This is a genomic window from Micropruina sonneratiae (assembly GCF_025972045.1).
Taxonomy (GTDB): Bacteria; Actinomycetota; Actinomycetes; order Propionibacteriales; family Propionibacteriaceae; genus Micropruina; species Micropruina sonneratiae.
In genome coordinates this window covers 514,651-541,374 of record NZ_JAPDHX010000001.1, presented here as the reverse complement: position 1 = coordinate 541,374, position 26,724 = coordinate 514,651, and the positions used below count along the sequence as shown (strand labels likewise).

Sequence of the window (26,724 nt, the reverse complement as noted above, 5' to 3'; positions counted from 1 at the left end):
TCGGGAACCTTTCGTGGGCGCGCGGGGGTGCGCCGCATCTCCAGTGTGACCGACCCCTCAGCGAGCCCGGCCTTCGGCGGCGGGTGTTCAGGGTCGTTCCAGGGCGACGGTGCAGGGACGTCCGGGCACCCCCGCGGCTTGGCTAGGCTGATCGTCATGGGTGACGCGCGGCCGGTGGTGCAGCGCGAGGTGGTGTCGTTCGTCCGGCGCAGCGCCCGGATGAATCCCAGCCAGGAGAAGGCCTGGCGCGACCATGCCGACTGGGTCCTGCGGGTGCCGACCGGCCAACGCAGCACGTCGGTCGCCCCCGACGCCCACCTCGATTGGGCGGACGCCTTCGGCCGCCGGGCTCCACTGGTGGTCGAGGTCGGCGGCGGCACCGGCGACGTGATCGCAGCAGTCGCGGCCCTGCACCCCGAACGCAACCACGTCGCCTTCGAGGTCTTCGAGCCGGCGGTGGCCAGCACCCTGTCGAAGTGCGCCCGGGCCGGCGTAGACAACGTGCGGGTGGTGGTGGCCAACGGTGTCGAGGGCCTCACCACCCTGATCCCGGACGCCGCCCTGGCCGAGTTGTGGACCTTCTTCCCCGACCCGTGGCCGAAGAAGCGGCACCACAAGCGCCGGCTGGTCTCGCCGGCCTTCGCCGCCCTCGCCGCTCGCAAGCTGGCCGCCGACGGGGTGTGGCGGCTGGCCACCGACGACCCCGGCTACGCCGAGGCCATCCGTGCGGTGCTGGACGCCGAGCCCGCGCTGGTCAACCGCTTCGACGGCTGGGCGCCGCGCTGGCAGGATCGACCACACAGCCGCTACGAAGCCAAGGGGATCGCGGCCGGCCGCGCCATCCGCGACCTGTGTTACGGCATCCGGGAAGGGGTCAGGCAGTGAGGCTGCGGCTCGACATCGCCTACGACGGCACCGAGTTCCATGGCTGGGCCGGGCAGCGCGGGCTGCGCACCGTCCAGGAGGAGCTGGAGGCCTGGATCCCGCGGGTGCTGCGGCTCACCGAGCCGGTCACCCTGACCTGTGCCGGTCGCACGGACGCGGGGGTGCACGCCCGCGGACAGGTCGCCCACGTGGACATTCCCGACCCGGCCGATCCGGACCGGATGGTCGCCGACCTCTCCTACAAGCTGCGCAACGTGCTACCCCCGGACGTGGTCGTCCGCCGGGTCGGCATCGCACCGCCCGGCTTCGACGCCCGGTTCTCAGCCATCTGGCGACGATACGTGTACCGGATCGCCGACTCGGTGCCCGACCCGCTGTTGCGCATCCACACCACCGTGCTGCGCGCCGAGCTGGACCTGCAGCGGATCAACGCGGTCGCCCCGCGGCTGCTCGGCCTGCACGACTTCGCCGCCTTCTGCAAGCAGCGCGAGGGAGCCACCACGATTCGCAACCTGCTGCAGCTGTCGGCCCGCCGGGCCTGGAACGACGTGGCCGAGATCACCGTCCTGGCCGACGCGTTCTGCCATTCCATGGTGCGCTCCCTGGTCGGGGCGCTGGTCGCCGTCGCCACCGGACGCCGCGAGCCCGACTGGCTCGTCGGCCTGCTGGACGCCGGGCAGCGGGCCGCCGAGGTGCGGGTGATGCCGGCCGGTGGCCTGACCCTGGAGGAGGTCGGCTACCCGCCGGATCGCGAACTGGCCGCCCGCGCGCTGGCGGCCCGCGCCGTCCGCAGTTTGGAGACCTCCCAGTGAGCCACTACTTCGCCGAGCCGTCGGCCCCCGAGAAGCGCCGCACGATCACCGCCCGGTTCTGGGACACCGACTGGACGTTCACCACCGCCAACGAGGTGTTCTCCGCCGACGGCCTCGACCTGGGCACCGCCGTCCTGCTGCGGTCGGCGCCACCGCCGGCCGGGGCGTCCAGGCTGCTCGACCTGGGCTGCGGCTGGGGAGTGCTCGCCGTCGCGCTGGCGAGCGCCTGCCCCGGGGCCGTGGTGGACGCCGTCGACGTCAACCCGCGCGCGTTGGCCCTGTGCGCGGACAACGCGGCGGCCCACGGCGTGGGTGACCGGGTCAACACCCTCACCCCGGAGGGGGCCGACCCGAGCGTCCGCTACGACGAGTTGTGGTCGAACCCGCCGATCCGGATCGGCAAGCAGGCGTTGCACGACCTGCTGTCGACCTGGCTGCCGCGGCTCGCCGACGACGGCGTGGCCCGGTTGGTGGTCGGCCGCAACCTGGGCGCCGACTCACTGCAGCGCTGGCTGGTCGAGTCCGGGTGGGCCTGCGCACGAACGGCCAGCGCGAAGGGTTTCCGCGTCTTCGCGGTTGCGCGCCCCGGCGTCCTTCCCGGTGACGCCCCAGGTGCCTAGTCTTGGCGCGTTGGGCCAGACCCGCTGCCCACACGACCAAGGAGAACGACGTGGCAGACGACAACGCCAGCGGCGACGACACCTTCTTCGACGGCCTGGTGGCCAAGGCGAAGGAGGTCGGCGACCAGGTCCGTGAGTTCGCCGAGGACGCCTTCGACAACGTGAAGGAGTTCGCCTCCGACGCCGGCGACAACATCAAGGGGTTCGCCGACAGCGCCCTCGACAAGGGCAGTGAAGCCTTCGAGAGCATCAAGGACCACTTCGACGGCGGGTTCGACGACACCAGCGCCCCGCTCGACGACGCCGCGGCCGCAGCCCAGGACAACCTGGCCGCCGCCAAGGAGGCCGCCGCCGACGCGGTGGACGGTGTCACGGAAGCGACTTCCGACGCCGCCGAGGCGGCCGCCGCGAAGGCCGAGGAGGCCGGCGAGGAGCCGATCGGCTGAGGAGCTACGCTTCGCGCCCACGACCGACCGAACAGGCACGCCCCTCACCGGGCGTGCCTGTTCGGTTAGGGTGACAAGACCTGGGAAAGGATCGGCCATGACCCACCTTCGACTGTCCGCGCTGCTGCTGGTCACCCTGCTGTTGACCGCCGGCCCCCTGGCCGGCATCGCCCGGGCCGCCGGGCCCGAAGCCCTCAAGGCGGCCGACTACATCGTCTCGACCTTCGGGGCCGACGCGGCGGCACCCTACGGCGAGCCCGGCTCGGCGGCGGACTCGCTGCTGGCCCTGGTCGCCACCGGTGACCCGAAGTACGACGCCGACGTGGCCGGCATCCTGGACTTCCTGAAGACGGGGGCGGCCGATTACGTCAAGCCCGACGCCGGGGGCGACTCGGGCGCAGCCAAGCTGGCCCTGGTGGCCGCGGCCACCGGCGAATCGGCCACCGACTTCGGCGGCGTCGACCTGCTCGCCCAGATCACCGCCGGTATCGGCGCCGACGGGGCGTTCGGCGCGTGGCCCGGTCCGTTCGCCTCCGGCCTCGCCATGGTGGCCCTGGCCCGCAACGGCCAGCAGGTGCCCGAGCCGATGGTCACCTACCTGCTCACCTACCAGGAGCCGCGCGACGGCGCCGAGGGCGGCGGTTTCGGTTGCAGCACCTACCCGTTCGCCAAGGACGGCGACTGCCCGGCCGCCGACCCCGACAGCAGCGCGTTGGCGGTGCTGGGGCTGCAGGCCGCGGGTACCGAGGCAGCCGTCGACGCCGCCACCGATGCCCTGGGCTGGCTCGCAGCCACCCAGACCGAGGACGGTTCGTGGCAGAACTATTCGCCGGTCAACTCCACCGGCATGGTGGGTTCGCTGTTCGTGACCGGCACGGCGCAGGCCACCAAGGCCGCCGAGTACGTCGTCTCGCAGCAACTCGACTCGGGCGCCCTGACCACCGGCACCGACGACGAGGCGAACTTGCTCGCCACCCAGCAGGGCATCTTCGCCCTGACCGGAACCACCTACCTCACGCTCGGCCGCACCGCGTCGCCGGACGAGCAGCCGGGCGAGCAGCCCGCCACCGACGAGCCGCTGGTGGCCACCCCCAGCGGCACGGATCCGACGGTCGGCTGGGTCGCCGGCGGGCTGCTGCTGGTCACCCTGGGTGCGATGGGGGTCGCATCCTCCCGGAACCGCACATCCTGACCGGGGAAACGGGGCTAGGCTGTCGCCCACCTGAGCCCGCGCAGGGGAACCCGGTGCGAATCCGGGGCTGACCCGCAACCGTGACACCAGCAATGGTGAAGCCGGAATGCCTGGACGGCCTCCGGCTCGTCATCACCTGTCGTGGCACGCAGGGGAGCCCGGTTCACCCCGTCCGGAGTCCGCTCGGTGCCCACCCGAGAGAAGGATCCAGATGCAACGACCACTCACGCGCGCGCTGGCCGTCGGGGCTGCGGCCGCCCTCGCGGCGTCCGCCCTGATCGCGTCCGCACCGACCGCCGCCGCGGCGGAACCGGACGCGGCGAAGGCGGCCAACTACCTGGTCACCAACCTGCCCAGCCCGGACGCCGGGGCCGGAATCGCGATCACCACGGCGTTGGGCCTGGCCAGCACCGGGGACTGCAGCTACGCCCCCACCCTGCGCCGACTCGCGCAGCGCCTGGAGAACAAGGCCAAGGGATACCTGTTCAACGAGGACGGGGACGTCAACCAGGCCCGGGCCGCCAACATGGCGATCGCGGTCACGGCGCTCGGGCTCAACCCGCGCGCGTTCGCCGGCTACGACCTGCTCACGCTGGTCAAGCAGGATCTGCCCGCCGACGGCCAGATCGGCCCCAGCAAGTCGGCCTTCAGCCAGAGTCTCGGCATCATCGCGCTGGACAAGGGCAAGGCCCAGTCCATCCCGGTCACGATGCTGACCAACCTGCTCAGCCAGCAGGACGACAGCGGAGCCTTCGGCTACACCTTCGAGGGCACCTTCACCGCCGACCCGGACACCACGGGGCTGAGCCTGGTCGCCCTCGACGCCATCGGTGAACTCGACCCGCAGGTCGCGTCCGCCGTCGGCTGGGCGAAGGACAACCAGACCGACGACGGCTACTGGGAGGCCTACTCCCCGGTCGACTCCACCGGCCTGCTCGGCTCGGCGCTGGAGGCGGCGGGCGAGAACGTCGACAACGCCAAGACCTGGCTCGGGTCGGTGCAGCACGAGGACGGCGGCTTCCCCAACTCGCTGGACGCCGGCACCGCATCCGACGCGATGACCACCGCCAACGCCCTGCTGCTGCTCAGCGGGAAGACCGCCCTGGACGTCTCGATCGACCTGAGCTCGTGCGCGGCCAACCCGGCGTCGCTGCCGGCGTCCAGCACGTCGTGCACCGGCGTGTGGGTGGTCGTCGACCGCGGCAACGGCCAGGCGACGACGCGTTGCGCCACCTCGTACAGAACCGGCCTGAAGGCGCTGAAGAGCGCCGGGCTGACCGTCGGCGACGACAACGGCTTCGTGAACCGGATCAACGGCTACCCGTACAACCTCGACGCCACCTGGTCGAAGTACTGGGGCTACTGGTACGCCAACCCCAACCCCGACGGCAGCTGGGGCGAATGGCAGTCCTACAACGTCGGCGCCGCCCAGTCGGCGCCCAAGAAGGGGGCCGCAGAGGGTTGGTACTACGGCGGGTTCTCGTCCACCTCGGCCCTGAAGCCCCCGCCGGCCGGGTACTCCAGCAGCCCGACCCCGACCATCTCGGGAACCGCGAAGTACACCAAGACGCTGACCGCCAAGCCGGGAACCTGGACGCCGAAGCCGACGCTGAAGCTGCAGTGGTACCGCTCGGGCAAGGCCATCTCGAAGGCGACCAAGACCACCTACAAGCTGACCAAGTCCGACATCGGCAAGACGATCACCGTCAAGGTGACAGCCAGCGGAAGCGGCCTGCAGACCGTGGCCAAGACCTCCAAGGCCACCGCGAAGGTCGTCAAGTGAGGAAGCGCCTCATCGCACTGGCGCTGGCGACCCTGGTCGCCGGCGCCGGCGCACCTGCCGCGGCGGGCATCGCCCAACCCGCGCAGAGCCGGGTCGCGGCGGTCACCGGCCTGCCGCGCGCGGCGTCCTGCAGTGGGGTGTGGGTGGTGGTCGACTACGGCTCGCTCGGCGGCGGCGTCGCCCGCAGGTGCGCGGTCAGTTACACCACCGGGTTGACCGCGCTGCGCAGCGCCGGCTTCGAGCCCACGACCGACGAAGGGTTCGTCTACACGATCTCCGGCAAGCCGTCCAAGGCCAACATCAACAATGCGTACTGGTCGTACTGGCACGCGGCCGCCGACGGCAACGGCGGCTACAACGCCTGGACCTACTCCACCCTGGGCGCGACCAGCTACACGCCGAAACAGGGCGATGCCGAGGGCTGGCGCTACGTGCTGATCAGCGACCCGAAGACGCCGCCGCAGGCGTCGCCGCCGAGCAACACCGAGGAGACCCCCACCCCCAAGCCGACCAAGACCACCAAGACCACCAAGACCAGCAAGCCGGGCCGCACCTCGGCCAAGCCCTCGACCACCAGCAGCGCCTCGACCAGGGCGAGCGCGTCGGCGAAGGCGACGAAGACGAGCAGTTCCAAGGCGACCCGGAGCGCCACCGCGACGGCGTCGGCCACCGCGACGGACACGGCGAGCCCGCAGACATCGACCTCGCCCGAGGCGACCCGGGCCACCGCCGGATCGGACGCCACGGTCGCCCAGGAGCAAGCCGGCACGGCCGACGGTTCGAGCCCGGGCAGCCCGGTCGGCGTCATCGTCACCGGCGTGACCGTCGTCGCCGCCGCCGGCGGTCTCGGCGGCTGGTGGCTGCTGAAGGGACGGAAACTCTGAGCAGCGTGCACCCCTGGGCCTGGTGGTGCTGGGCGATCGGCATCGGAATCGCCGTCAGCGGCACCACCAACCCCCTGCTGCTCGCACTGATCGCCACCGCGATGGTCGTGGTGGTGATGCTGCGCCGCAGCGAGGCGCCCTGGGCACGCTCGGTGCGGGCGTACCTGATCCTGGCGCTGTTCGTGATCGGCATGCGGCTGTTCTTCCGCATCCTGCTCGGGGGTTCCACGGGCGAGACGGTGCTGTTCACCCTGCCCCAGATCCCGCTGCCGGAATGGGCCGCGGGCATCACGCTGGGCGGGCCGGTCACCGCCGAGGCGATCACCGGCACCCTGTACGAGGCGTTCCGACTGGCGGTCATGCTGCTGTGCGTCGGCGCCGCCAACGCCCTGGCCAACCCGAGGCAGGCGCTGCGCTCGGTGCCGGCGGCCCTGTACGAGGCGTCCGTCGCGGTGGTGATCGCGCTGAGCGTCGCCCCGCAGCTGATCGAGAGCATCGCCCGGGTGCGCCGTGCGCGCCGCCTGCGGGGCGACTCGACCGCGACCCTGCGCGCGCTGGGCACCATCGCCATGCCGGTGCTGGCCGACGCGATCGACCGGTCGCTGGCGCTCGCCGCCGGCATGGAGGCCCGCGGCTTCGGCCGCACCCGCGGCCTGCCGACGGCCGGCACCCTGCCGGTGATGCTGATTTCGTCGGCCGCCGCGACGCTCGGCGTCTTCCTGCTGCTCGGCAGCCCGTTCTGGCAGACCGGTGCCTGGCTGCTGGTACTCGGGATGATCGGTGGGGGCCTGGGCCTGCGGGCCGCCGGAGCGCGGCTGCGGGTGACCACCTACCGGCCGTTGCCCTGGCGGTTCACCGAGACGCTGATCGCCGCATCGGGGGTGCTGGCGGCGGTGCTGGTGCTGGGCGTCGGCTGGCTCGACCCGGACACGATGAGCCCGGCTCTGGTGGTGCTGCTCGATCCGCTGGCCCTCAGCCCGAGCACCGATCCGCTGCAATGGCCGACCCTCACCCTGCCGATGCTGCTGGTCGTCGCGCTGGTGCTGGCGCCGTTGCCGTTGACCCGGCCGAGGCGGGCGGCCACCGTCGAATCAACCCGCAACGACACCCGGGTGCGGCTGCTGCGCGCCCAGGCCGAGCCGGAGCCGACATGGCGGTGATCTCGTTCGACCGGGTCGGCGTCACCTACGCCGACGCCGAGCGGCCCACCCTCGACGACATCAGCTTCGAGCTGCCCGAGGGCGACCTGTGCCTGGTGATCGGTGCGACCGGGACGGGCAAGTCGACCCTGCTGGGGGCCATCAACGGCCTGGTGCCACATTTCACCGGTGGGACGCTGACCGGGCGCGTCCTGGTCGACGGCCGCGACACCGCGCAGAACCGTCCACGCGACCTGGCGGACGTCGTGGGCTACGTCGGGCAGGATCCGCTGCGCGGCTTCGTGACCGACACCGTCGAGGACGAAATCGCCTACGGGATGGAGCAGCTGGGCATCGCACCGACCGCCATGCGCAAGCGGGTCGAGGAGACGCTGGACCTGATGGGGATCGCCGACCTGCGCCGACGTCCGTTGACCGAACTGTCCGGCGGCCAGCAGCAACGGGTGGCGATCGCCGCGGTGCTCGCCGCCCAGCCGCGCATCCTGGTGCTGGACGAACCGACCTCGGCGCTCGACCCCACCGCCGCCCAGGACGTGCTGGCGGCGATCGGCACCCTGGTGCACGACGTCGGCCTGACGGTGGTGCTCGCCGAGCACCGGCTCGAGCGGGTGATGCAGGCCGCCGACTCGGTGCTGTGGCTGCGCGGTGACGGCAGCGCCCTGCACGGGCCGCCGGGCGCCGTCCTCGCCCAGTCCACGATCACCCCGCCGCTGGCCGCGCTGGCGCGTGAGGTGGGTTGGGCCGAGGTGCCGCTCAGCGTGCGTCTCGCCCGGCGCCGCGCGCAGGCCCAGGGGCTGCGGCCCGCCGCGGTGAGCCCGGCGACGGTGCCCACCGAGCCGGTGGCGCTGTCGGCCCGCGGCGTCGAGGTGCGGTACGGCGACCTGGTGGCGGTGAACGGGGTCGACCTCGAGCTGGCCGAGGGCACGGTGACCAGCCTGCTGGGCCGCAACGGCGCGGGGAAGTCGTCGCTGCTGTGGGCGCTGCAGGGCGCACTGAGCTGCTCGGGTGCGATCGAGGTGCGCGGCCAGGACCCGCGGCGGCTGGGTGCCGCCGAGGCCCGCCGACTGGTGACCCTGGTGCCCCAGACCGCGGTCGACCTGCTCTATCTGCCCAGCGTCGGCGCCGAGTGCGCCCAGGCGGACGCCGAGAGCGACGCCGAACCGGGAACGGCAGCCGCGCTGCTGGCCGAACTCGGGGTGGACCTGCCGCCCGAGCGTGACCCGCGGGATCTCTCCGAGGGCCAGCGGCTGGCCCTGGTGCTGGCCATCCAGTTGGCCGCCCGGCCGCCGGTGCTGTTGCTCGACGAGCCGACCCGCGGCCTCGACTACCGCGCCAAGGCCGAACTGCGCCGCATCGTGACCGACCTCGCGGCCCGTGGCGAGGCGGTGCTGATCAGCACCCACGACGTCGAGTTCGCCGCCGCGACCAGCACCCGCACGGTGCTGATGGCCGACGGCGAGGTGATCGCGGACGGCACCACCACCGAGGTGCTCACCTCGTCGCCCGCCTACGCTCCCCAGATGGCCAAGGTGTTCGCGCCCGTCGAGGTGCTCACCCCCGACGACGTCGCCCGGGGACTGTCGTGACCGGCTCGCGCGCCCGGGTACCGCTGGCCGTCGCCGTGGCCCTGGTGATCGGCACCGTGGCGTTCGGCTGGCCGCTGTTCCTGCGTCCCGAGTCGGGCATGCAACCCGAGCAGGCGCCGATCGTGTTCGCGCTGGTGCTGCCGATGGTGCTGGCGGTGGTGCTGTCCGAGGTGGCCGGCGGGCGGATGGACGCCCGGCAACTGGCGATGCTGGGCGTGCTGGCGGCGGTCGGCACCATCCTGCGGCCGCTCAGTGCCGGGACGGCCGGCTTCGAGCTCGTCTTCTTCGTCCTGATCCTGGCCGGCCGGGTGTTCGGTGCCGGCTTCGGCTTCGCGCTCGGGGCGATCACGCTGTTCACCTCGGCGTTGATCACCTCCGGGGTGGGGCCGTGGCTGCCGTACCAGATGCTGGCCGCGGGATTCGTGGGGCTGTTCGCCGGGCTGCTGCCCCGGGCCGGCGGACGCGCCGAGGTGTGGCTGCTGGCCGGCTACGGTGCGGTGTCGGCCTTCGCGTACGGCTGGGTGATGGACTTCGCGTTCTGGCCGTTCGGTGTCGGCAACGACACCGGCATCTCCTTCGATGCCACCCTGGGCCCGCTGGAGAACCTGCACCGCTTCGTGCTGTACAACATCGCCACGTCGATGGGCTGGAACCTGGGCCGGGCGATCACCAACGCGGTGCTGATCGCCCTGGCCGGGCCGGCCCTGCTGCGGCTGCTGCGGCGCTCGGCCCGGCGGGCCGACTTCGCTCCGGCGGCGGCGTCCGTGGCCTCCGCGGACCCGGACGCGCCGGACGCCCCCGCGGCGGCCGTGGCGTCCTGAGGCGGAGGGGACCTACGCCCGGACGGGGGCTTTCGCTTCGCGACGTTCGGAATAGAGTGGCCAAGAGGCAGGTTGGGGCTGACAACGGCCCTGATCCACACAGCCACCCACGAAGGAGACTCGATGACCTACACGCTGCCGGACCTCGATTACGACTACGGCGCCCTCGAGCCGCACATCTCCGGCCAGATCATGCAGCTTCATCACGACAAGCACCACGCCACCTACGTCGCCGGTGCCAACACCGCGCTGGAGAAGCTGGCCGCGGCCCGTGAGAGCGGCGACTTCGCGTCGATCAACAAGCTCGAGAAGGACCTGGCCTTCCACCTCGGGGGACACGTCAACCATTCGGTGTTCTGGAAGAACATGTCCCCCGACGGCGGCGGCCGCCCAGAGGGCGAGATCGCAGCCGCGATCGACGAGTTCTTCGGCTCGTTCGACGGCTTCCAGAAGCAGTTCAACGAGGTGGCCAACGGCATCCAGGGCTCGGGCTGGTCGATGCTGGTCTGGGACACCCTGGGCAAGCGGCTCAACATCAACCAGCTGTTCGATCAGCAGGGCAACCTGCCGGCCGGCCAGCTGCCCGTGCTGCAGCTCGACATGTGGGAGCACGCCTTCTACCTGCAGTACCTCAACGTCAAGGGCGACTACGTGAAGGCGTGGTGGAACGTGGTCAACTGGGCCGACGTCACCGAGCGCTTCACCAAGGCGCAGGCCGCCTCTTCCGGCCTGTTCTGATCGAACGACCGACGGCCCCCGGCATCGCGCCGGGGGCCGTCGGCATGTCCACCCGCGCACACCTGCGCGGGCCCCGTCCCACCCAGCGGGTGGAGGCACCCCGCGCTGAAATCGGCTCCGACTAGCACCTCTGCAGCCCCCTCCGCAAGCCTCCCTGAGAGGATTTGCTTCGTTTCTCAGGTTGAGGGACACTGTTTCTCAGGTTGTTCTCAACAACCCACCGCAAATCCTTTGCTATCGGGAGCTCTCACCTGTGATTTGGACCACCAAGCTGACTGCGCTGGCGGGTGCGGTCGTCCTCGCCGGCGGTGCCGTCACCGCCGCCTCGCTCGACAAGTCGGTGACCCTCAACGTGGAGGGCACGACCACGACCACCAACACCTTCGCCGGAACCGTCGGCGACGTGCTGAGCGCCAATGGCGTCCAGGTGGGCGAGCGCGACCTGGTGTTCCCCTCCGTCGACTCGCCGGTCACCGACGGCAGCACCATTCAGGTGCAGTACGCCCGCAAGGTCACCTTGATGGTCGACGGCAAGCCCACCGAGTTCTACACCACCGCCACCACGCTGGACGGCGCCCTCGACACCGCGCAGGTGCGCGGCCTGAGCGGCGCCGACTTCTCCGTCTCGCGTTCGTTCGCGATCGGACGCGAGGGGCTCACCGTCGACGTGACCACCCCCAAGAAGGTCACCCTCACGGTGGCGGGCAAGACCAGGAAGGTCACCACCACGGCCGGCACCGTCGCCGAGTTGCTCGGCGACCAGAGCCTGTCGATGAGCGTCGACGACCGGATCAAGCCCGGTCTCGACGCCGAGGTCGCCGAGGGGCTGAAGATCCAGCTCGACCGCGTGGTCACCGGCACCAAGACCGTCACCCAGAAGGTGAAGTACTCCACCGTCCGGACCAACACCAAGTCGCTCTACAAGGGCCAGACGAAGGTGGTCAAGACCGGCCGCAACGGCAAGGCGACGGTGACGTTCGAGTACACCAACGTCAACGGCGAGCGGGTCAAGAAGAAGATCCTCAAGCGCGTGGTCGTGGTCAAGCCGGTGAGCGCGCAGGTAAAGGTCGGCACCAAGTCCCGGCCCAGCACCACCACAACCACCACCAGCGCCCCCAGCGGGAACAGTGGCGCCGGGCTGAACCTGGCCCGGGCCGCCATGTGGGACCGGATCGCGCAGTGCGAATCCGGCGGCAACTGGTCGATCAACACCGGCAACGGCTACTACGGCGGGCTGCAGTTCGCCACGGCGTCCTGGCTCGCCAACGGCGGTGCCGACTTCGCGCCGCGCGCCGACCTGGCCAGCCGGGCCGAGCAGATCACCGTCGCCAACCGCTACTACGCCAGCGCGGGCCTCGGCCCTTGGGGCTGCGCCCACGCCGCCTGAGAACCACCGATCCACCAACGGGAGAAACCAATGAGCACCACCACCCGACTGATGGCCACCGCCGGTTGCGCCACCCTGCTGCTGGGCGGCCTGACCGCCCTGCCAGCCCAGGCGCAGACGACCGGTGCGCTGACCTCCCCCGCGGCGAAGACCACCACCAAGACGATCACCAAGAAGGTGACCGTCAAGTACAAGGGCGTCCGGGTGTACACCTCGAAGCTCTTCAAGGGTGACAAGAAGCTGATCCAGGACGGCCGCAACGGCAGGGCCACCAAGACCTACGTGGTGACCACCGTGAACGGCAAGTCGACCACCAAGCTGGTCAAGACCGTGGTGACCAAGAAGCCGGTGACCCGGAAGGTCTACTACGGCACCAACACCAAGCACTCGATCAACCTCTCCAAGGAGTCGAAGTGGCGCAAGATCGCCAAGTGCGAGTCCGGGGTGCGCTGGTCGATCAACACCGGTAACGGCTACTACGGTGGCCTGCAGTTCAACCTGGGCACCTGGCGCTCGGTCGGTGGCCGGGACTTCGCCAAGTACCCGCACAAGGCGACCTGGCGCGAACAGATCACCGCGGCCAACCGGCTGTACAAGCAGCGCGGCTTCCAGCCCTGGGGCTGCAAGCACGTGCTCTGACCCCCTGATCCGGTCCTCACTCCCCCCGAGGACCTTCGGGCGCGAGTCCCTCTGACTGGACTCGCCCGCCATGGGTCGGCTCCCTTCCCCCCGGTGAGCCGCCCAGGACCACACGAGTTGGGCTCCCGATCGGGAGCCCAACTCGTTTTGTCGTGAAGTACCCGGCGGGATCAGCCCACGGGCTGGGGTCGCAGCCCAAGACCGGGCAGGGGCAGCGGGTTCGCACCCGGGTCGAGGTCCCTGTCGCCGTCCCGCAGGAACGAGCCGAACGGCTTGGGTTCCGGTTCGCGCCACGCCTGGTAGGTCAGGACGCCGGGGTCGCCGACCCGGTACACGTCTCGCAGCGCGACCACGCAGCGGTCGGCCAGTGCCCGGTACTCATCGGTCAGCGCCGGCAGCGACAGGTCGTAGGACCAGTTGGGTCGGCTCGGGTCGGGCGCCGCCCACCCGGCGCCGAGCATGTGCGGATCGCCGGCGGTGGTGGCCGGCGCTGAGGTGACGAACTCGGGGCCGGCGGCCTCCGCCGTCACTGCCTCCGGCATCGCCGCGAACTGCACGTAGCCGTGGCCGGGCGGGGCGGAGACGATCAGGAAGCACCGGTCGGTGAGTTCGGGCAGGCTCGCCTGCAGCCGGTCACGGAAGTCCTCCCACAGCATGATCACTCCCCCAGCTCGCGCAGCACCCGCGCGTACTGCGGGGTGGTGAAGTCGACGGTCACCGCCCGCGAGCCACGACCGGCCAGGACCCGGGCGCCGCCCTCCAGCTCCCACTGGGCACTGGCGTGTTCGCCGTCGGCGAGTGCCGGTTCACCCCACCGGGAGCTGCCCTCGCGGACGAGCAACGTGTACTGGTCGTTGAGGAAGGCGGACGCCTCGGCCGTCAGATCGCCGCGCACCAGGTCGGTGACCCAGAAGTTGAACGAGGCGGTCTCGCCGGTCGGCATCGTCGCGATCGGCACGGCCGGTTCGCTGAGCGCGTCCGCCGCGTTCTCCATCATCTCGTCCTCGTCGGGCGTCCAGCCGACCTGTTCACCCAGCTCCTGCACCTGGGCGGGCGTCCGGGGCCATTCGACGGCCCGCCAGAAGTCCACCAGGTCGCAGGCGCGCTGCGCGCTCATCGCCCTCCATGTCATGCCGTGCAGCCTATCCATCAGAAGTCGGGCAGCTTCAGTGCGCTGCTGTCGAGGACGAACGGCGTCACCTTGATCCGGCCACCGGGCAGCGCCTGGACGAGGTCGTACTCGATCCTGAGCGTGCCGGTGCGGATCGCCTCGGCGAGCGCCGAGTCGGCCGTCCTTGGGTTGGTCACGAAGTCGTTCAGCGACTGGGCCAGCCGCGGGTCGACCTGGAGGAGATCGTTGACGTAGCGGGTCGAGCCCTGCTGCGCCTCGACTCCGTCGACGATCCGGCTGCCGAGCTGGCTGTTGCCGCCCTTGGCCTCATAGATCCTGAGCACCGGCGGGGTCTGGTCGACCAGGGTGACCTGGTCGAAGCGCCCGGCGCCGGCCCCGCCGGACCCGATCAGGGTGATCTCGCCCCGCATCCGCGCGACCGCCGCGGCGGCCTTGTCGCCGATGGTCTCGGAGATGTTCCGCAGCATGTTCCGGGCCACGTTGTCGTGGACGACCGCGTTGGTCAGCGAGCGCCCCTCCTTGACGGTCAGCTTGTTGTCGGCGATCAGTTCGCTGATCCGCATGGCCACGTCCCGCTTGCTGCCCTTCAGCACCGACGGGTCGATGCCGGTGGATTCCACCAGCCGCTGCAGCCGCGCGTTGGCCTGCTGGAGGGAGACCTCGGCCTGGTTGCGGGTCTCGATCCGGGCATCGTGTGCGGCCTGATCGGCGGGGCTGACCGGGTGGTCGGTCGGCGTGCCCGGTTCGCCCTTCTCGACGGGCCGGTCGACGTCGGGCTGGGTCTCGGCGGTGAACGTGCCGTTCTCGCCGTGCAGCCTGCCGTTGACGTCGCGGAAGGTGTTCTCCGGGTCACCCGGCCGGTGCGAGCGGCCGTCGGTGAACTCGTTGCCGTTGGCGTCGGTGACCGGCTTCGGATCGGCGTCCGGCCTGGCGTCGGCGTCCGGCTCGGGCCGGGGGTCCGCGTCCGCCTGCGGCTCGGTCTGGAGTCGGCCGTCGGCAGCGGCCTCCGGGTTGCTGTCCACCGGGTGCGTGTCCGGCTGGCCCTCCGGCGTCGTGGCGGCCGGCTCAGGCTCGCGCCCCTGCGGCGTCGCCTCCGGCAGCTCGGGGGCGTTGTTCGCCGGACGCGCCGGGCCGGGGTCCACGTCGGGGGTCGCCACCTCGGGTGCCGTGTTGACCGGACGCGTGGGCGCCGGGTCGACGTCGGGGGTGCTCGGGGGCGTGTCGCCGCCGAAGGCGTCGTTGCTGACCGGACGGGTGTCGGGGGTGACCGGCGGCACGTCGGGCACCACGTCGTCGATCGCGGCCGCCGGGTTGAACGTGGGTCCGCGACCGGCCCCGGCAGCGGCGTCCGCAACATTGTCCAGGGCGTTGACCGGCACCTCGTCGCCGAACTTCAGCACGTTGCGCAGCACCGGAATGGTGTGCAGCCCGCCCTTGATCACCCACGAGCCGCCCGGCACGGCGAAGTCGGCCACGGCACCGGTGATGCGGGCCAGCTTCGAGCCCAGGCTGCCCACCTTCAGCGCGGCACCGACCTGGCCGGCGCCGGGGATGAACATGGTGCCCACGTTCAGGAACGACTCGGTGAAGGTGGAGACGCCGTCCTCCTTCCACTTGTGGAAGGGATCGTCGGCGTTCAGGTCGATGCCGACCAGGCCGCTGACCACGGTCGCCGACACCTGCTGCCGTTCGTCGAGCCACTTCACCACGGGGTTGTCGCCGTTGCCGGTGGAGTGCATCACCATGCTGAAGGCGGTGGTTCCCAGTCCGGTGACGGCCAGCGAGAGCAACACGTTGCCGGTGCCCATCCAGGCCTGGCCGGCGTGGCCCCAGTCGCCCCAGTCCCCGGTCTCGGGGTTGTAGCTGATCAGCGAACCCAGGCCGTTCAGGGTGCCCGCACCGAATTGGTAGGCACCGTTGCCGACCGACTCCACACAGTTGCGGTCCTCCTCGGTCGGCGAGCCCCACGGCATCGGCGACTCCGGGTTGTAGAACGCCTCCTCGGGGATCGGCTCGACCGTCCGCTCCTCCAGCGGCAGGCTGGTGAGGCCGTTGATGCTGGTCGCGCAGGTGGACGCCGCCTGCGACACCTCGGCGTAGATGGCGCCGATCTCCTCGACGAAGGCCGTGTTCTTGTCGACGGTGTCGGTGTCCTCGTTCCAGGGCACCAGCTTGCGGTCCTGGTCCTGGCCGGTGATGGCGTTCCAGCCGGCCGCGATGTAGGTGCCGACGTGCGCGTCGGACGCCTCGTGGGCGTCGACCCACACCCCGCCGATCACCTCGTCCCGGAACGCCTGCGCGCGGGTTTCGAAGTCGGACAGCTTGGGCTTGATCAGCTCCAGCGCCTCGGCGTAGGTGTCGAGGTGGCCGGCGGCTTTGACGAAGGTCGTCTTCACGTCCTCGGACGCCGTCGCCGGCGAATCCATCAGCGCGTAGACCTGGCCCTGCTCCGGGGCCTCGTAGCAGGCACTGAGCCCCGACCACGTCTTCTTGATCTCGTCGGTCTTCTTGTCCACCGTGCGACCCATCGACCGCAGCCCGGACGCCGCGGAGGTGATCGCCTCGATGTCCAGGTCGGCCGACTTGGCCGGGAGCGCGGCCGGGTAGATCAGCCCGTCACCGGAGACGGGGTCCCCACCGCCGCCACCGGCGTCACTGGCCATGCACATGTTGGTCACGGTTCACTCCCCGTAGCCGTGGTCGACGAAGTACGTGAAATCGCCGCTGTCAGCGGCCTTGACCATCTCGCTCTGGAAGGTCGCGGCCATGTCGTACTGGCCGTTGTTGTAGGCGATGGTGGCGTTCGACACCCCGGCCATCCCTGCGCTGATGTGGTTCTGGATCAGGGTCAGGTTTTCGCCCTGCTCCTCCATCACGGTGCCGACGGCGGCACTGACGTCCATGGTCAGCCCGCCGCCCCAGGAGATGCCCTCGCCGATCGCGGTGAACTTCTCCTCGGTCAGCGCCTTGCCGAGGGTGTCGGACTCGTCCTGCACGGTGGTCAGGATCGTCTTCACCTCAGCCGGCTTGATGTCCCAGCTCGACATGATCCACCTCCTCGGAACGGGCGGCCAGCACGCCGCCGACGGCATCGGCGATGGCCTGCGCCAGTGCCCTGCCCCGGCCGTCGTCGCCGTACGGCAGGGTCAGGTCGGTCCACAACGCGAACGCCGTCGGCGGGTCGGCCAGGGCCTGCGCGGCCTCGCGGGCCACCAGCACCGGACGGGTCCGGAACAGGCACAGCAACGGGGTGCCGGTGGCGTCCACGAACTGCTTGATGTCACCACCGCGGTAGCCGACGTACGAGCCGTCCGGGTGCACCGTGGCGGCAACTGCCGTGACCCGCTCGAGGGTCGGCTCCACATCGCTCAGCAAGGTCAGTTCACCGGGCATCGGTACCTCCCCAGGCCAGTCCGGCCACCTCCTGGACGCGTTCAACGCCCAGGTCGTGCGCGAACGCCATCAGTTGTGCCCACGAGCCGCGATCGGTGCGTGCGAAGCGGACCAGCAGGCTGGGCAGCCGGGGGCGGCCCAGCACCAGCACGTCGTGCTCGGTCTTCAACCGCTCGACGTCGGCGGCCAGGTCGTGGACGGCGCGGGGACCGAGCAGCACCGCCAGCGGCACCTCGGGACGCCGGGCCGCGGCCCGCTGCAGCACCCCCGGCTCGACCTCGGCGACGGACACGAAGCCGATCGTCGGCTGGTGTTCGGTCTCGACCGCGAGCAGCGCGCGGGTGGCGGTCTCGATCAGCGGCGCCAGGTGCTGGGGGTAGTCGCCGATCGGCACTCCCCCGGCGACATGCTCGATGATCCCGCGCCTCGTCCGGCCCACCGTCAGGTCGCAGAACGAGCCGTCGGCGGCCCGGACGTGCATCACGTCCGACTCGGGCATGGTGCGCCGCGCCGTCTCCGTGACCCGGTCGACGCTGAACGGCTCGAGCAGCGGCTCGGTCAGCCCCCAGACGTCGAACTCGGCACCACCCAGGGCGCGCTGCACGGTGCGCGCCAGGCCACCCACCCGGGTCTCGGCGACGGCGCGCTGGACGCCGAACACGTCGTACCCGAGCAGCCCCTGGGGCTGCGGCTGGGGCTGCTCGAAGCCGGGCAGCCGCTCGCCCTCCAACGTCTCCCGGCGCCACAGCTGCTCGAAGCCGGCGATCCGGTAGCCGGTCAGCCCGTCGAAGACGCCGTGCGGCGTCCGGACGGCCCACAGCCCGCCGGCCCGGTTCATGGCGACCGAGGCGAACGGGGTGAGGGTGGCGTGCTCACCGGTCATCAGCACCGGCCGCAGTCCCTCGCTGACCGACCAGTGCAGGAACGAGTCCAGCGGGTCGGTGAGCAGCACCGCGGCGGTGTCGGCGACGTAGACCGCGTACTCGTCGGTCCATTCGTCGGCCAGGGGGTGGACGATGCGCATCGGATCAGTTGGGAATGTAGGACTTGGCCCGGTTCAGCGCGGTGATCGCGACGTCGTCGCCCTGGGAGAGCGAGTCCTTCAGCAGCTTGATGATGTCGCGCACCTCCTTGCCGGCGGCGTTGTACTGCTTCTCCATCGCGAGGTAGTTGTCGCTGACACCGTCTGCGTCATAGTCCTGCATGGCCGTCATCACGTCGGAGTCATGGCGGTCCAGTGCAGCCTCGAGCGCGCCGGCGTGGGTGGTGAAGTCGTCCTGCACCATCTGCGAGACGCCCACGTCGTGGGCGTTGCGGTCATCGGAGTAGCTCATGGCGGGTTTCCTTTCGGGACTGCTCGGCTCAGCGGGGGGCGAAGCGGGCGAGGACGTCGGCGCCGGCGAAGTTGGCCGACCCCTCGTTGGCGGAGTGCACGTCGGCGCCCTCCTGGGCGCCCTGCTTGAACGACTTGTCCTGGCCCTCGATGGAGCCGCAGATGCCGACCAGGGCGTTGTTCATCGTGACGGCGATCTCGTCGCTCTTGAGCTTGAACTTGTCGAAGGCGTCCTTGGCGGGGCCGCTCATCTTGCCGCGCAGCGGCTCGGCGGCGGCGATGAAGTTGTCCACCAGGGTCTTCATGTCGTCGGATTCGACGCTGGTCTTGCTGGACAGGCTGCTGAGCACATCGGCGCCCATGGAGAACTTCATGTCGACCACTTCCGTTTCGGGGACTGTGCTGTGTGCGGTGTGCGCGATCCACGCTAGGCGCGGGTCGCCCGGAGCAGAATGGGGAGCGCTCCCCACCGCCCTCGATGGGGAGTGCTCCCCGCCGGGGGGCTTCACGGTCGGTGCTGAACGGGTCACCGGTTAGGCTCGGAAACCCCGATCGCAAGGCTGCCGATGACCCTCGCCGACACCGTCACGCGCCCGGGCGGCCCTGCCGCCCCGGCGTCCGACGCGGTGCGCCCGGCGGGTCCGGGCCGCCGGATCGCGGCCGTCGCCGGCGAGCTGCTGCTGGCCTGGCTGCCGCTGCCGCTGGCCCCGTTGCTCGCCCTCGCCGGCTTCCCGGTGTGGCTGAGCTGGACGGTCGCCGGGCTGGCCGCCGTCGCCGTGGCCACGGCTCTCATCGCCGGCCTGGGCCGCACCGGGCAGACCCCGCCGCGCCGGCTGCTGCGGCTGCGCACCGTCGGCTCCGACAGCCTGCTGCCGCCCGTGCCCGCCGAACTGGCCGGACGCCGCACCAGCACCGCCGACCTGCGCACCGGACGCGACCCGCTGCTGCTGCCGCCGTCGGAAGGTGCGGGCTTCGTGCCGGTCGCCGAGGGGGGCTGGCAGCAACCCGTGAGCGGCGGTACGGGGCAGTGGCAGCTGGTGCTGGAGGACGGCAGCCAGCTGCCGATCGAGCGCTCCACCCTGCTCGGCCGCAGCCCGGCCAACGACGACGGTGCCGACCACGCGCTGATCTCGCTGCCCGACCTGAGCCGCAGCATCTCCCGCGTGCATGCCCTGGTCGAGCCGGACGCCGACTGCCTGTGGCTGACCGACGCCGGCACCACCAACGGCACCCGGGCGGCGTCGCCCTCGGCGTCCGGTGGCACTGTGATCGAGACCCGGCTACGGCCCGGCGAGCGGGTGGCGGTGCGAGCCGGCGGCAGCATCGGGCTCGGTGACCGCACGCTGCGGGTCACCCGGGCGGTGGGAGGCTGAGATGGCGTCTGAACAGATCCTGATCGAGACCAGCCGCACCCACCGGCAGCGGCTGGGCTCGGCGTTGGCCTTCGGTGAACTGCCCGACCGGCGACGGGCGAACAACAACGCCAAGCGGGCGGTGGGCTCGATCGTCGCCGCCGCGGTGGCCTGCGCGGCGTGCGTCGGGACCAGCTTCGTGGTCGATCTGCTCGGCCGGCAGAAGCAGGAGCAGGCGGTGGCGTCGTTCCGGGCGGCGCTGGCCGCGAACCCGCTCAAGCCGGGTGGCGACTGGGTCGAGGACGAACGCACCGGCTTCCTGCGCAACCGCAGGACGAAGGTGCTGGTCGACCCGCAGACCGGTTACGTGGTCGACCCTCGCACCGGTCTGTCCCGCGACCCCGACGGGCGGCTGATCGACCCGCGGATCGACTGGTACATCGACCCCGAGACGGGCTACTACACCGATCCGGCCACCGGGCTGACCATCGACCCCAGGACCCAGCAGATCGTGAAGACCCGGTGAGCGAGTACATCCGGCTCAGCATCCGCGGCACCCGCAACGCCGCCGAGGTGGTGCTGCCCGACGACGAGCCATTGGCGGCGATGCTGCCCGACCTGCTCGAGCTGCTGGACGAGCCGGCCGGGGCGGCCCGCCCGCTGACCTTGGTCACGGTGTTGGGCGAGCAGCTGAACACCTCACTCAGCCTGGCCGAGCAGGACGTCCGGCAGGGCGGCATCGTCCGGCTGGTGCGACTGGACGAGGCGCCCCCGCCGCCCGAGGTGGCCGACATCACCCAGCTGGCCGGAGAGTCGGTGGCCGCCCGCGGCGACCGCTGGCGGCGGCCCTGGGCGGTGCTGGCCGCGTGCGTGGCGGTGGCGGTGATCGGCGGACTGCTGGGCGGCACGCTGCTGGCCGGGTGGCCGGCGTCGTGGCTGATCGGAGCCGCGGCCGGGCTGGGCGTCGTCGCCGCGTTGCTGGCCCGGCGCGGCGGGCACGGCGCGGCCTGGACGGTGACCGCGCTGGCCGGCGGGCTGCTCGGGGCCCCGGTGGCCTCACTGGTGGCGGGCCAACCGGCCGGCGCCGGTGCCGGGGCCTGGCTGGGCGCAGCCGCCGCGCTGCTGGCGCTGGTGGCGCTGCTCGGCTTCGGTGATCGCGGCCTCGGCTTCGGGGCGGGGGCCACGGCGGCGCTGGTGGCTGCCTGGGCGGGGCTGGGGCTGGCCGGCTTCGGCACCGTCGAGTCGGCCGGCATCATCGGCCTGGCCGGCGCGCTGGGGCTGGGGCTGCTGCCCGGGCTGGCCATGGTGGCCAGCGGCCTGACCGCGCTGGACGACCGGATGATCGAGGGCGGCAGTATCACGCGGCCCGAAGCGGCCGACGCCCTGGCCGCCACCCACCGCGGGCTGAACGCGGCCTGCATCGGTTTCGCCGCGATCACCGGGGCGGCCGGCTACCAGCTCGGCACCGCCGGCGGTGGCGACGGCTGGGCCCTTGGCCTGGCCGCGGCCGTCGGCCTGATCCTGCTGCTGCGCAGCCGGGTGCTGCCGCTGGCCCCGCAGCGGCTGGCGCTGTTCGCCGCCGCCACCGCGGTCATGGCCGGGCTGGCCGTGGCCGGGCTCGCGCTGGCGCCCGGCTGGACGCTGGCCGGGCTGGCCGGACTGGCGCTCGGCCTGGTCGCGGTGGTCGGCGTCCGGCTCAGCGAGAACCTGAAGGCCCGGTTGTCGCGCCTGGGCAACCTGCTGGAGCTGCTGGCCGTGGTGGCCGGCGTCCCGCTGCTGCTGGGCCTGCTCGGCGTCTTCGCCGACCTGATCGGGGCGTTCGGGTGAGCGCGCTGGCCGCGGTGCTGCACAGCGCCCTGCCCGGCCGGCCGGAGCGGCTGGCCGGCCTCGACGCCGCCATCCGCGCGCCGCTGCCGCTGAGCACCTCGCTGGGCCTGCTCGGCGTCCCGGCGACCGACGGCGGCGTCGCGGCCCCGACCGCCGTGGTGGGGGCGTTGCTGGCCCGCACGCTGGCCGGACGCCGGGGACGCCGGGTGCTGGCGGTCGCCGCGGCGTCGGAGGAGAACACGATGCTGCAGCGGGCCGGCCTGGAGGAGCCTGCGATACCCACCGCCGGGCAACTGGCCGAACGGGCCGGCGCCCGCGACTCGGCGCAGGCCACCGAGGGCCTGGCCCGCACGCCCTCGGGCCTGTGGGCGCTGGACACCGAGGGCACGCCCGGCCGCTGGTGGGAGGCGGTGGCGCCGATCAGCCGGTTCTTCGACTTCGTGGTCACCGACTGGGGCGCTCCGGCCGCCCTGGACGACGCCCGCGCCGCCAGCGCTCTCACCGTCGTGGTGACCGCCGCCGACCGGGCCGGGCTGCAGGCCGCGGTCGACCTGCGGGCCCGGATCCAGGCGCCGGGCACCGGCTGCCTGATCGTGGTGCACGACACCGGCGAGGGCCCGCGCGGGCTGGCCGAGGCGGCCCGGGTCAACGACGCGGCCTGGCTGGGCGCCGACCCGGCACTGGCGTCGGAGTGTCCCGACCCGGCCCGGCTCCGGTACCGCACCCGGCTCGCGCTGCTCGACCTGGCCGCCCGGGTGGTCACCGCAGCCGGCGCCCGGCACGCCCCGGAGGTGTCCTCGTGACCGTCCTGGTGCATCGCCCCACCCGCTCGACGCTGCCGATACCCGCGGTCGAACCCGAGACGCTCTCCCCGCCGCCCCCGGTGGTCGCCGAGGCCGGCGGCTTCCCGTTGCAGTTCCTGCTGCCGATGGTGGGCGCCATGTCGTCGGTGGTGATGATGGTCGTGATGCGCAACGGCCAGCCGTTGTTCCTGGTCATCGCAGGCGTGGTGTTCCTGCTGGCCGTGGTCGCCGGGGTGGGGTTCGCCGTCAGTTCCAAGGGCCGTAAGAACGCCGAGCAGGCGGCCCAGCGGACCCGCTACCTCGACTACCTGGAACGGTTGCGGGTCGACCTGCGCACCCGCAGCAACGACGTCCGGGACGCCGCGACCCTGGTCCACCCCGATCCGCAGGCGCTCGTCGGCCTGGTCCGCGACCCGGCGCGCCTGTGGGAACGCCGCCGCCGCGACGAGGACTACCTGCAGGCCCGCGCCGGGCTCGGTGACGTGCCCTGGTTCGCGCTCACCGTGCCGCCGGCCGAGTCGCCGGTGCAGCCACAGGACCCGTACCTGCTGGCCGAAGTGACCACGGTGGTCGACCGGTTCGCAACGGTGGCCGCCATGCCGGTCGCCCTCGACCTGCGCACCGCGCACCAGGTCGCCGTCATCGGCGACCGGGACGCCGGCGTGGCGCTGATCCGGGCGCTGATCGGGCAACTCGCCGCCCTGCAGTCCCCCGACGACCTGCAACTGGCGCTGGCGGCGTCCGCCGACCGGGTCGGTGACTGGCAGGGCTTCGACCTGCTGCCGCACGCCCAGGACCCGCAACTGTTCGACGGCCCGGTGCCCGCCCGGCGGATCGCCGACAGCATGGCCGGCCTGGGCCAGGTGCTCGGCCCGGGACTCACCGACCGCCTGCAGCAGGTGCACGGCGCTCGCCGCAGCGGGGCGGCCGTGCAGCCGCCGGCCCGGCTGCTCGTCGTCGCCGACGAACACGGCGGTAAGGCGTCCGGGCTTCCCGGGGCGGGCGCCCGGCCCGCCGAACTGGGCGTGGGCGTCGTCCACCTGCTCGCCGACCGGCTCGACGAACCCGACGACGTCGACCTGCGGATCACCCTCGGCGACGGCGAAGCCTTGGTCGAGACCGCGCCGGGCACCCGCGGGGCGAGCACGGTGCGGCTCACCCCAGACGCTCTGGACGCCGCCGGCTTCGCCGGGCTGGCCCGCGCCCTGGCCGCGCTGCGGCTCTCCCGGATCGCCGCCCGCGAGGAGGAACACAGCGAGCAGGTGATGGAGTTGGAGGCGCTGCTCGGCGTCCACGCCCCCTCCGACATCGACGTGCACCAGCTGTGGCGGCCTCGCTCGCCCTCGGACTTCCTGCGGGTGCCGTTCGGTCTGGACGACCACGGCAACCCGGTGCACCTCGACCTGAAGGAGAGCGCCCAGTTCGGCATGGGCCCGCACGGCATCTGCATCGGCGCGACCGGCTCGGGCAAGTCCGAGATGCTGCGCACGCTGATCCTGTCGCTGGCGATGGCCCATCCGCCCGAGGACCTCAGCATGATCCTGGTCGACTACAAGGGCGGTGCCGCGTTCGCGCCGTTCGCCGGGCTGCCGCACCTGGCCGGGCTGATCGACAACCTGGCCGACGACCCGCAGCTCACCACCCGCGCCCGGGCGTCCATCCAGGGCGAGGTGGTGCGCCGGCAGCAGCAGCTCAAGGACGCCGGCTCGTCGCCGTCGATCACCCACTACCGGCAGTTGCGCACCGAACGGCCCGAGCTGCCGCCGATGCCGCACCTGTTCGTGGTCATCGACGAGTTCGGCGAGCTGCTGACCGCCGAGCCGGACTTCATCGACCTGTTCCTGCAGATCGGCCGGATCGGCCGCTCGATCGGCGTCCACCTGCTGCTGTCCAGCCAGCGGATCGAGGGCGGCAAGCTGCGCGGTCTGGACACCTATCTCTCCTACCGGCTCGGCCTGCGCACGTTCAGCGAATCCGAGTCGGCGGTGGTGCTGAACACCCCGGACGCCTTCCACCTGCCCGCGATGCCCGGCTACGGCTACCTGAAGGTCGACACCACCGTCTACACCCGGTTCCGCTCCGGCTACGTGTCGGGCCCGGCCGAGACCGAGACGCGCGCGCCGGTGGTGCTGACCGTGCCGCGTCCGCTGCTGCTGCCCGCGTTCAACGGCATCCGGATCGACGAGGGGCCGGCCGAGCAGCCGCTGGAGCTGCGGCGTCCGGACACCTCGGTGACGTTCGTCGAGGCGTCGGTGGCGGAACTGCGGGACGACGACCGGCTGACCCGGCCGGTGTGGCTGCCGCCGCTGCCGGAACGGCTCGGGCTCGGCTCACTGATCGCCGAGGACGCCACGCTGCCGCCGCTGAACGTGGTGATCGGGCTGACCGACGACCCCGCCAAGCAGGCGCAGGCACCGCTCACCGTCGACCTGACCCGGGCCGGCGGACACCTGATGATCCTCGGCGCGCCGCAGTCGGGCCGCTCCACCCTGCTGCGCACGATCGCCGTCTCGGCCTGCCTGACCCGGACGCCGCGCGAGATCGCCATCTACGGGATGGACCTGACCGGGGGCGGCCTGCAGCGACTGGAGGAGTTCCCCCACGTCGGCGGGGTCGCCGCCCGCGGCAACCGCGACCGGCTGCGCCGGCTGCTGGAGGAGATCGCGGTGATGCTGGTGCAGCGTGAGGCGGTGTTCAAGGACCGGGGCATCGACTCGCTGGCCCAGCTGCGCACCCTGCACGGCCAGGGCAGGGTGCCCGAGCTGCCCGCCGCCGACGTGCTGCTGCTGGTGGACGGCTTCGGCGCGCTGCGCAACGAGTTCTCCGAGCTGGAGGACCTGTTCACCGACATCATGCAGAGGGCCTCCAGCTACGGCATCCACCTGGTGCTGAGCCTGACCCGGATGAACGACCTGCGGCTCGCCCACCAGGCGCTGTTCGGCAACCGGATCGAGTTGCGGCTCAACGACCCCGCCGACTCGGGCATCGACCGCAAGCTGTCGGCGGTGCTGCCGGCCGACACCCCCGGCCGGGCCCTGCTGACCGACAGGAACCTGGCCCAGATCGCGTTGCCCGTGCTGGACGAGATGCCCGACGACGAGATCGCCGACGAGCTGCAGCGGCTGGCGGCGCAGGCGGCGGCGTCCTGGAACGGGCCCGCGGCGGCACCGATCCGGCTGCTGCCGCTGGAGTTGTCGCCGGCGGAACTGCCCGACCGCTTCGACGAGCCGGACGCCGTCCCGATCGGGCTGCGCCAGGACACCATGGAGGCGGCGCTGTGGGACTTCCTCGGCGAGGACCAGCATCTGGTGGTGCTCGGCGACACCAAGTGCGGCAAGACGTCGCTGCTGCGCACGGTGGCGGCCGGGTTGATGGAACGGTTCACGCCCGACGAGCTGGCCATCGCGGTGATCGACGTCCGTGGCCACGTGCCGTCCATCATCGGCGACGACTACCTGGCCGCCCACGCCCGCACCGCCCAGCAGGCGCGCGGTCTGGCGGCGTCCATCGCGTCGGAACTGGAGCAACGGCCGGGCCGCAGCGCCGAGGAGCAGGCCCGGACTCCGCGGATCGTGGTGCTGGTCGACGACTACGACATCGTCGGCGCCGGCGGCACCGACCCGCTGGGGCCGCTGCTGGCGCACCTGCCCAGCGCCCGCGACCTGAAGCTGCACCTGATCGTCACCCGGCCGGTGGCAGGCGCTGCCCGGGCCATGTACGACCGGGTGCTGACCGTCACCCGCGATACCGGCGGCTCGCTGCTGCTGATGTCGGGCGAGCGCAGCGAGGGCCAGATCCTGCCCCGGGTCTACCCCGAACGTTTCCCGCCCGGCCGCGGCAGGTTCGTCCGCCGTGGCGAGCGGCCGCACATCGTCCAGGTCGCGCTGCCGCCCGCCGATCACCAGCCACCCCCAGGGGTGCCGTGAGTGGC

The 26,724-nt window shown here is 72.0% G+C and carries 26 protein-coding genes; 18 read left to right on the top strand and 8 right to left on the bottom strand.

The genetic code is table 11. The features are described 5' to 3' along the window. Positions 1-156: 156 nt before the first annotated feature. From trmB to OIE40_RS02590, 13 genes are all read left to right on the top strand, one after another. Entirely contained in the window at positions 157-885 is a 729-nt protein-coding gene (gene trmB / locus OIE40_RS02655; RefSeq protein ID WP_264699826.1) for a tRNA (guanosine(46)-N7)-methyltransferase TrmB, read from the top strand. Beyond that, a complete protein-coding gene (truA, locus tag OIE40_RS02650) occupies positions 882-1,697 on the top strand; it encodes a tRNA pseudouridine(38-40) synthase TruA (RefSeq protein ID WP_264699824.1) in 816 nt (271 codons plus the stop codon). Before trmB ends, truA begins: the two co-directional genes overlap by 4 nt. Next, a complete protein-coding gene (locus OIE40_RS02645) occupies positions 1,694-2,317 on the top strand; it encodes a class I SAM-dependent methyltransferase (protein ID WP_264699823.1) in 624 nt (207 codons plus the stop codon). Before truA ends, OIE40_RS02645 begins: the two co-directional genes overlap by 4 nt. 50 nt (positions 2,318-2,367) lie before the next feature. After that, positions 2,368-2,763 carry a hypothetical protein gene (locus OIE40_RS02640; protein WP_264699822.1) on the top strand — a complete coding sequence of 132 codons (396 nt, stop codon included), beginning with the start codon at positions 2,368-2,370 and terminating at the stop codon, positions 2,761-2,763. A 97-nt stretch (positions 2,764-2,860) separates the two neighbouring features. After that, positions 2,861-3,955, top strand: a complete 1,095-nt coding sequence (locus tag OIE40_RS02635; protein ID WP_264699821.1) for a prenyltransferase/squalene oxidase repeat-containing protein — start codon at positions 2,861-2,863, stop codon at positions 3,953-3,955. 211 nt (positions 3,956-4,166) lie between these two features. Continuing rightward, positions 4,167-5,738: a prenyltransferase/squalene oxidase repeat-containing protein gene (locus OIE40_RS02630; RefSeq protein WP_264699820.1), complete on the top strand. Its 1,572-nt coding sequence runs from the start codon at positions 4,167-4,169 to the stop codon at positions 5,736-5,738. Next, on the top strand, positions 5,735-6,622 hold the full coding sequence (locus OIE40_RS02625) for a hypothetical protein (protein WP_264699818.1): 888 nt from the start codon (positions 5,735-5,737) through the stop codon (positions 6,620-6,622). The genes OIE40_RS02630 and OIE40_RS02625 overlap by 4 nt, the downstream gene beginning before the upstream one ends. Positions 6,623-6,627: 5 nt before the next feature. Next, positions 6,628-7,782, top strand: a complete 1,155-nt coding sequence (locus OIE40_RS02620) for an energy-coupling factor transporter transmembrane protein EcfT (RefSeq protein ID WP_264699816.1) — start codon at positions 6,628-6,630, stop codon at positions 7,780-7,782. Further along, the gene (locus tag OIE40_RS02615) at positions 7,773-9,368 is read left to right on the top strand and encodes an ABC transporter ATP-binding protein (protein ID WP_264699814.1); all 1,596 of its coding nucleotides are present in this window, start codon (positions 7,773-7,775) and stop codon (positions 9,366-9,368) included. The genes OIE40_RS02620 and OIE40_RS02615 overlap by 10 nt, the downstream gene beginning before the upstream one ends. Beyond that, entirely contained in the window at positions 9,365-10,189 is an 825-nt protein-coding gene (locus OIE40_RS02610) for an ECF transporter S component (protein ID WP_264699812.1), read from the top strand. The genes OIE40_RS02615 and OIE40_RS02610 overlap by 4 nt, the downstream gene beginning before the upstream one ends. A gap of 123 nt (positions 10,190-10,312) precedes the next feature. Further along, positions 10,313-10,927, top strand: a complete 615-nt coding sequence (locus tag OIE40_RS02605; protein ID WP_264699810.1) for a superoxide dismutase — start codon at positions 10,313-10,315, stop codon at positions 10,925-10,927. Positions 10,928-11,180: 253 nt separating this feature from the next. Beyond that, positions 11,181-12,314: a resuscitation-promoting factor gene (locus tag OIE40_RS16905; protein WP_319805194.1), complete on the top strand. Its 1,134-nt coding sequence runs from the start codon at positions 11,181-11,183 to the stop codon at positions 12,312-12,314. A 30-nt stretch (positions 12,315-12,344) separates the two neighbouring features. After that, positions 12,345-12,953: a resuscitation-promoting factor gene (locus tag OIE40_RS02590; protein WP_319805193.1), complete on the top strand. Its 609-nt coding sequence runs from the start codon at positions 12,345-12,347 to the stop codon at positions 12,951-12,953. 170 nt (positions 12,954-13,123) lie between these two features. Here OIE40_RS02590 and OIE40_RS02585 read toward each other — a convergent pair whose 3' ends face one another. Genes OIE40_RS02585 through OIE40_RS02550 form a run of 8 tightly spaced genes read right to left on the bottom strand, consistent with a single transcriptional unit; the run spans position 13,124 to position 19,185 of the window. Beyond that, on the bottom strand, positions 13,124-13,609 hold the full coding sequence (locus tag OIE40_RS02585; protein ID WP_264699808.1) for a TY-Chap domain-containing protein: 486 nt from the start codon (positions 13,607-13,609) through the stop codon (positions 13,124-13,126). 2 nt (positions 13,610-13,611) lie between these two features. Continuing rightward, positions 13,612-14,085, bottom strand: coding sequence for a DUF6301 family protein (locus tag OIE40_RS02580; RefSeq protein ID WP_264699807.1), 474 nt, complete (start codon positions 14,083-14,085; stop codon positions 13,612-13,614). Between the two features lie 17 nt (positions 14,086-14,102). Beyond that, positions 14,103-16,763, bottom strand: coding sequence for a hypothetical protein (locus OIE40_RS02575; protein ID WP_264699805.1), 2,661 nt, complete (start codon positions 16,761-16,763; stop codon positions 14,103-14,105). A gap of 3 nt (positions 16,764-16,766) precedes the next feature. Further along, positions 16,767-17,132: a DUF6507 family protein gene (locus OIE40_RS02570; protein WP_264699804.1), complete on the bottom strand. Its 366-nt coding sequence runs from the start codon at positions 17,130-17,132 to the stop codon at positions 16,767-16,769. Next, positions 17,104-17,478, bottom strand: coding sequence for a hypothetical protein (locus OIE40_RS02565; RefSeq protein ID WP_264699802.1), 375 nt, complete (start codon positions 17,476-17,478; stop codon positions 17,104-17,106). The genes OIE40_RS02570 and OIE40_RS02565 overlap by 29 nt, the downstream gene beginning before the upstream one ends. Continuing rightward, positions 17,468-18,502 carry a DUF6177 family protein gene (locus OIE40_RS02560; RefSeq protein ID WP_264699800.1) on the bottom strand — a complete coding sequence of 345 codons (1,035 nt, stop codon included), beginning with the start codon at positions 18,500-18,502 and terminating at the stop codon, positions 17,468-17,470. Before OIE40_RS02560 ends, OIE40_RS02565 begins: the two co-directional genes overlap by 11 nt. A 4-nt stretch (positions 18,503-18,506) precedes the next feature. After that, positions 18,507-18,812, bottom strand: coding sequence for a hypothetical protein (locus OIE40_RS02555; RefSeq protein ID WP_264699799.1), 306 nt, complete (start codon positions 18,810-18,812; stop codon positions 18,507-18,509). Between the two features lie 28 nt (positions 18,813-18,840). Then, positions 18,841-19,185 carry a hypothetical protein gene (locus OIE40_RS02550; protein ID WP_264699796.1) on the bottom strand — a complete coding sequence of 115 codons (345 nt, stop codon included), beginning with the start codon at positions 19,183-19,185 and terminating at the stop codon, positions 18,841-18,843. Between the two features lie 192 nt (positions 19,186-19,377). Here OIE40_RS02550 and OIE40_RS02545 point away from each other — a divergent pair, with 192 nt between their 5' ends. From OIE40_RS02545 to eccCa, 5 genes are read left to right on the top strand one after another with little or no spacing between them, the layout of a single operon-like run. After that, positions 19,378-20,184 (top strand): FHA domain-containing protein, encoded by an 807-nt coding sequence (locus OIE40_RS02545; RefSeq protein ID WP_264699794.1) that lies wholly within the window; start codon positions 19,378-19,380, stop codon positions 20,182-20,184. A 1-nt stretch (position 20,185) separates the two neighbouring features. Then, positions 20,186-20,689 carry an OCRE domain-containing protein gene (locus tag OIE40_RS02540; protein ID WP_264699792.1) on the top strand — a complete coding sequence of 168 codons (504 nt, stop codon included), beginning with the start codon at positions 20,186-20,188 and terminating at the stop codon, positions 20,687-20,689. Further along, positions 20,686-21,990, top strand: a complete 1,305-nt coding sequence (locus tag OIE40_RS02535) for an EsaB/YukD family protein (RefSeq protein ID WP_264699791.1) — start codon at positions 20,686-20,688, stop codon at positions 21,988-21,990. Before OIE40_RS02540 ends, OIE40_RS02535 begins: the two co-directional genes overlap by 4 nt. Next, positions 21,987-22,793 carry a hypothetical protein gene (locus tag OIE40_RS02530; protein ID WP_264699789.1) on the top strand — a complete coding sequence of 269 codons (807 nt, stop codon included), beginning with the start codon at positions 21,987-21,989 and terminating at the stop codon, positions 22,791-22,793. Before OIE40_RS02535 ends, OIE40_RS02530 begins: the two co-directional genes overlap by 4 nt. Next, positions 22,790-26,719: a type VII secretion protein EccCa gene (eccCa, locus tag OIE40_RS02525; protein ID WP_264699788.1), complete on the top strand. Its 3,930-nt coding sequence runs from the start codon at positions 22,790-22,792 to the stop codon at positions 26,717-26,719. The genes OIE40_RS02530 and eccCa overlap by 4 nt, the downstream gene beginning before the upstream one ends. Positions 26,720-26,724: the final 5 nt, after the last annotated feature.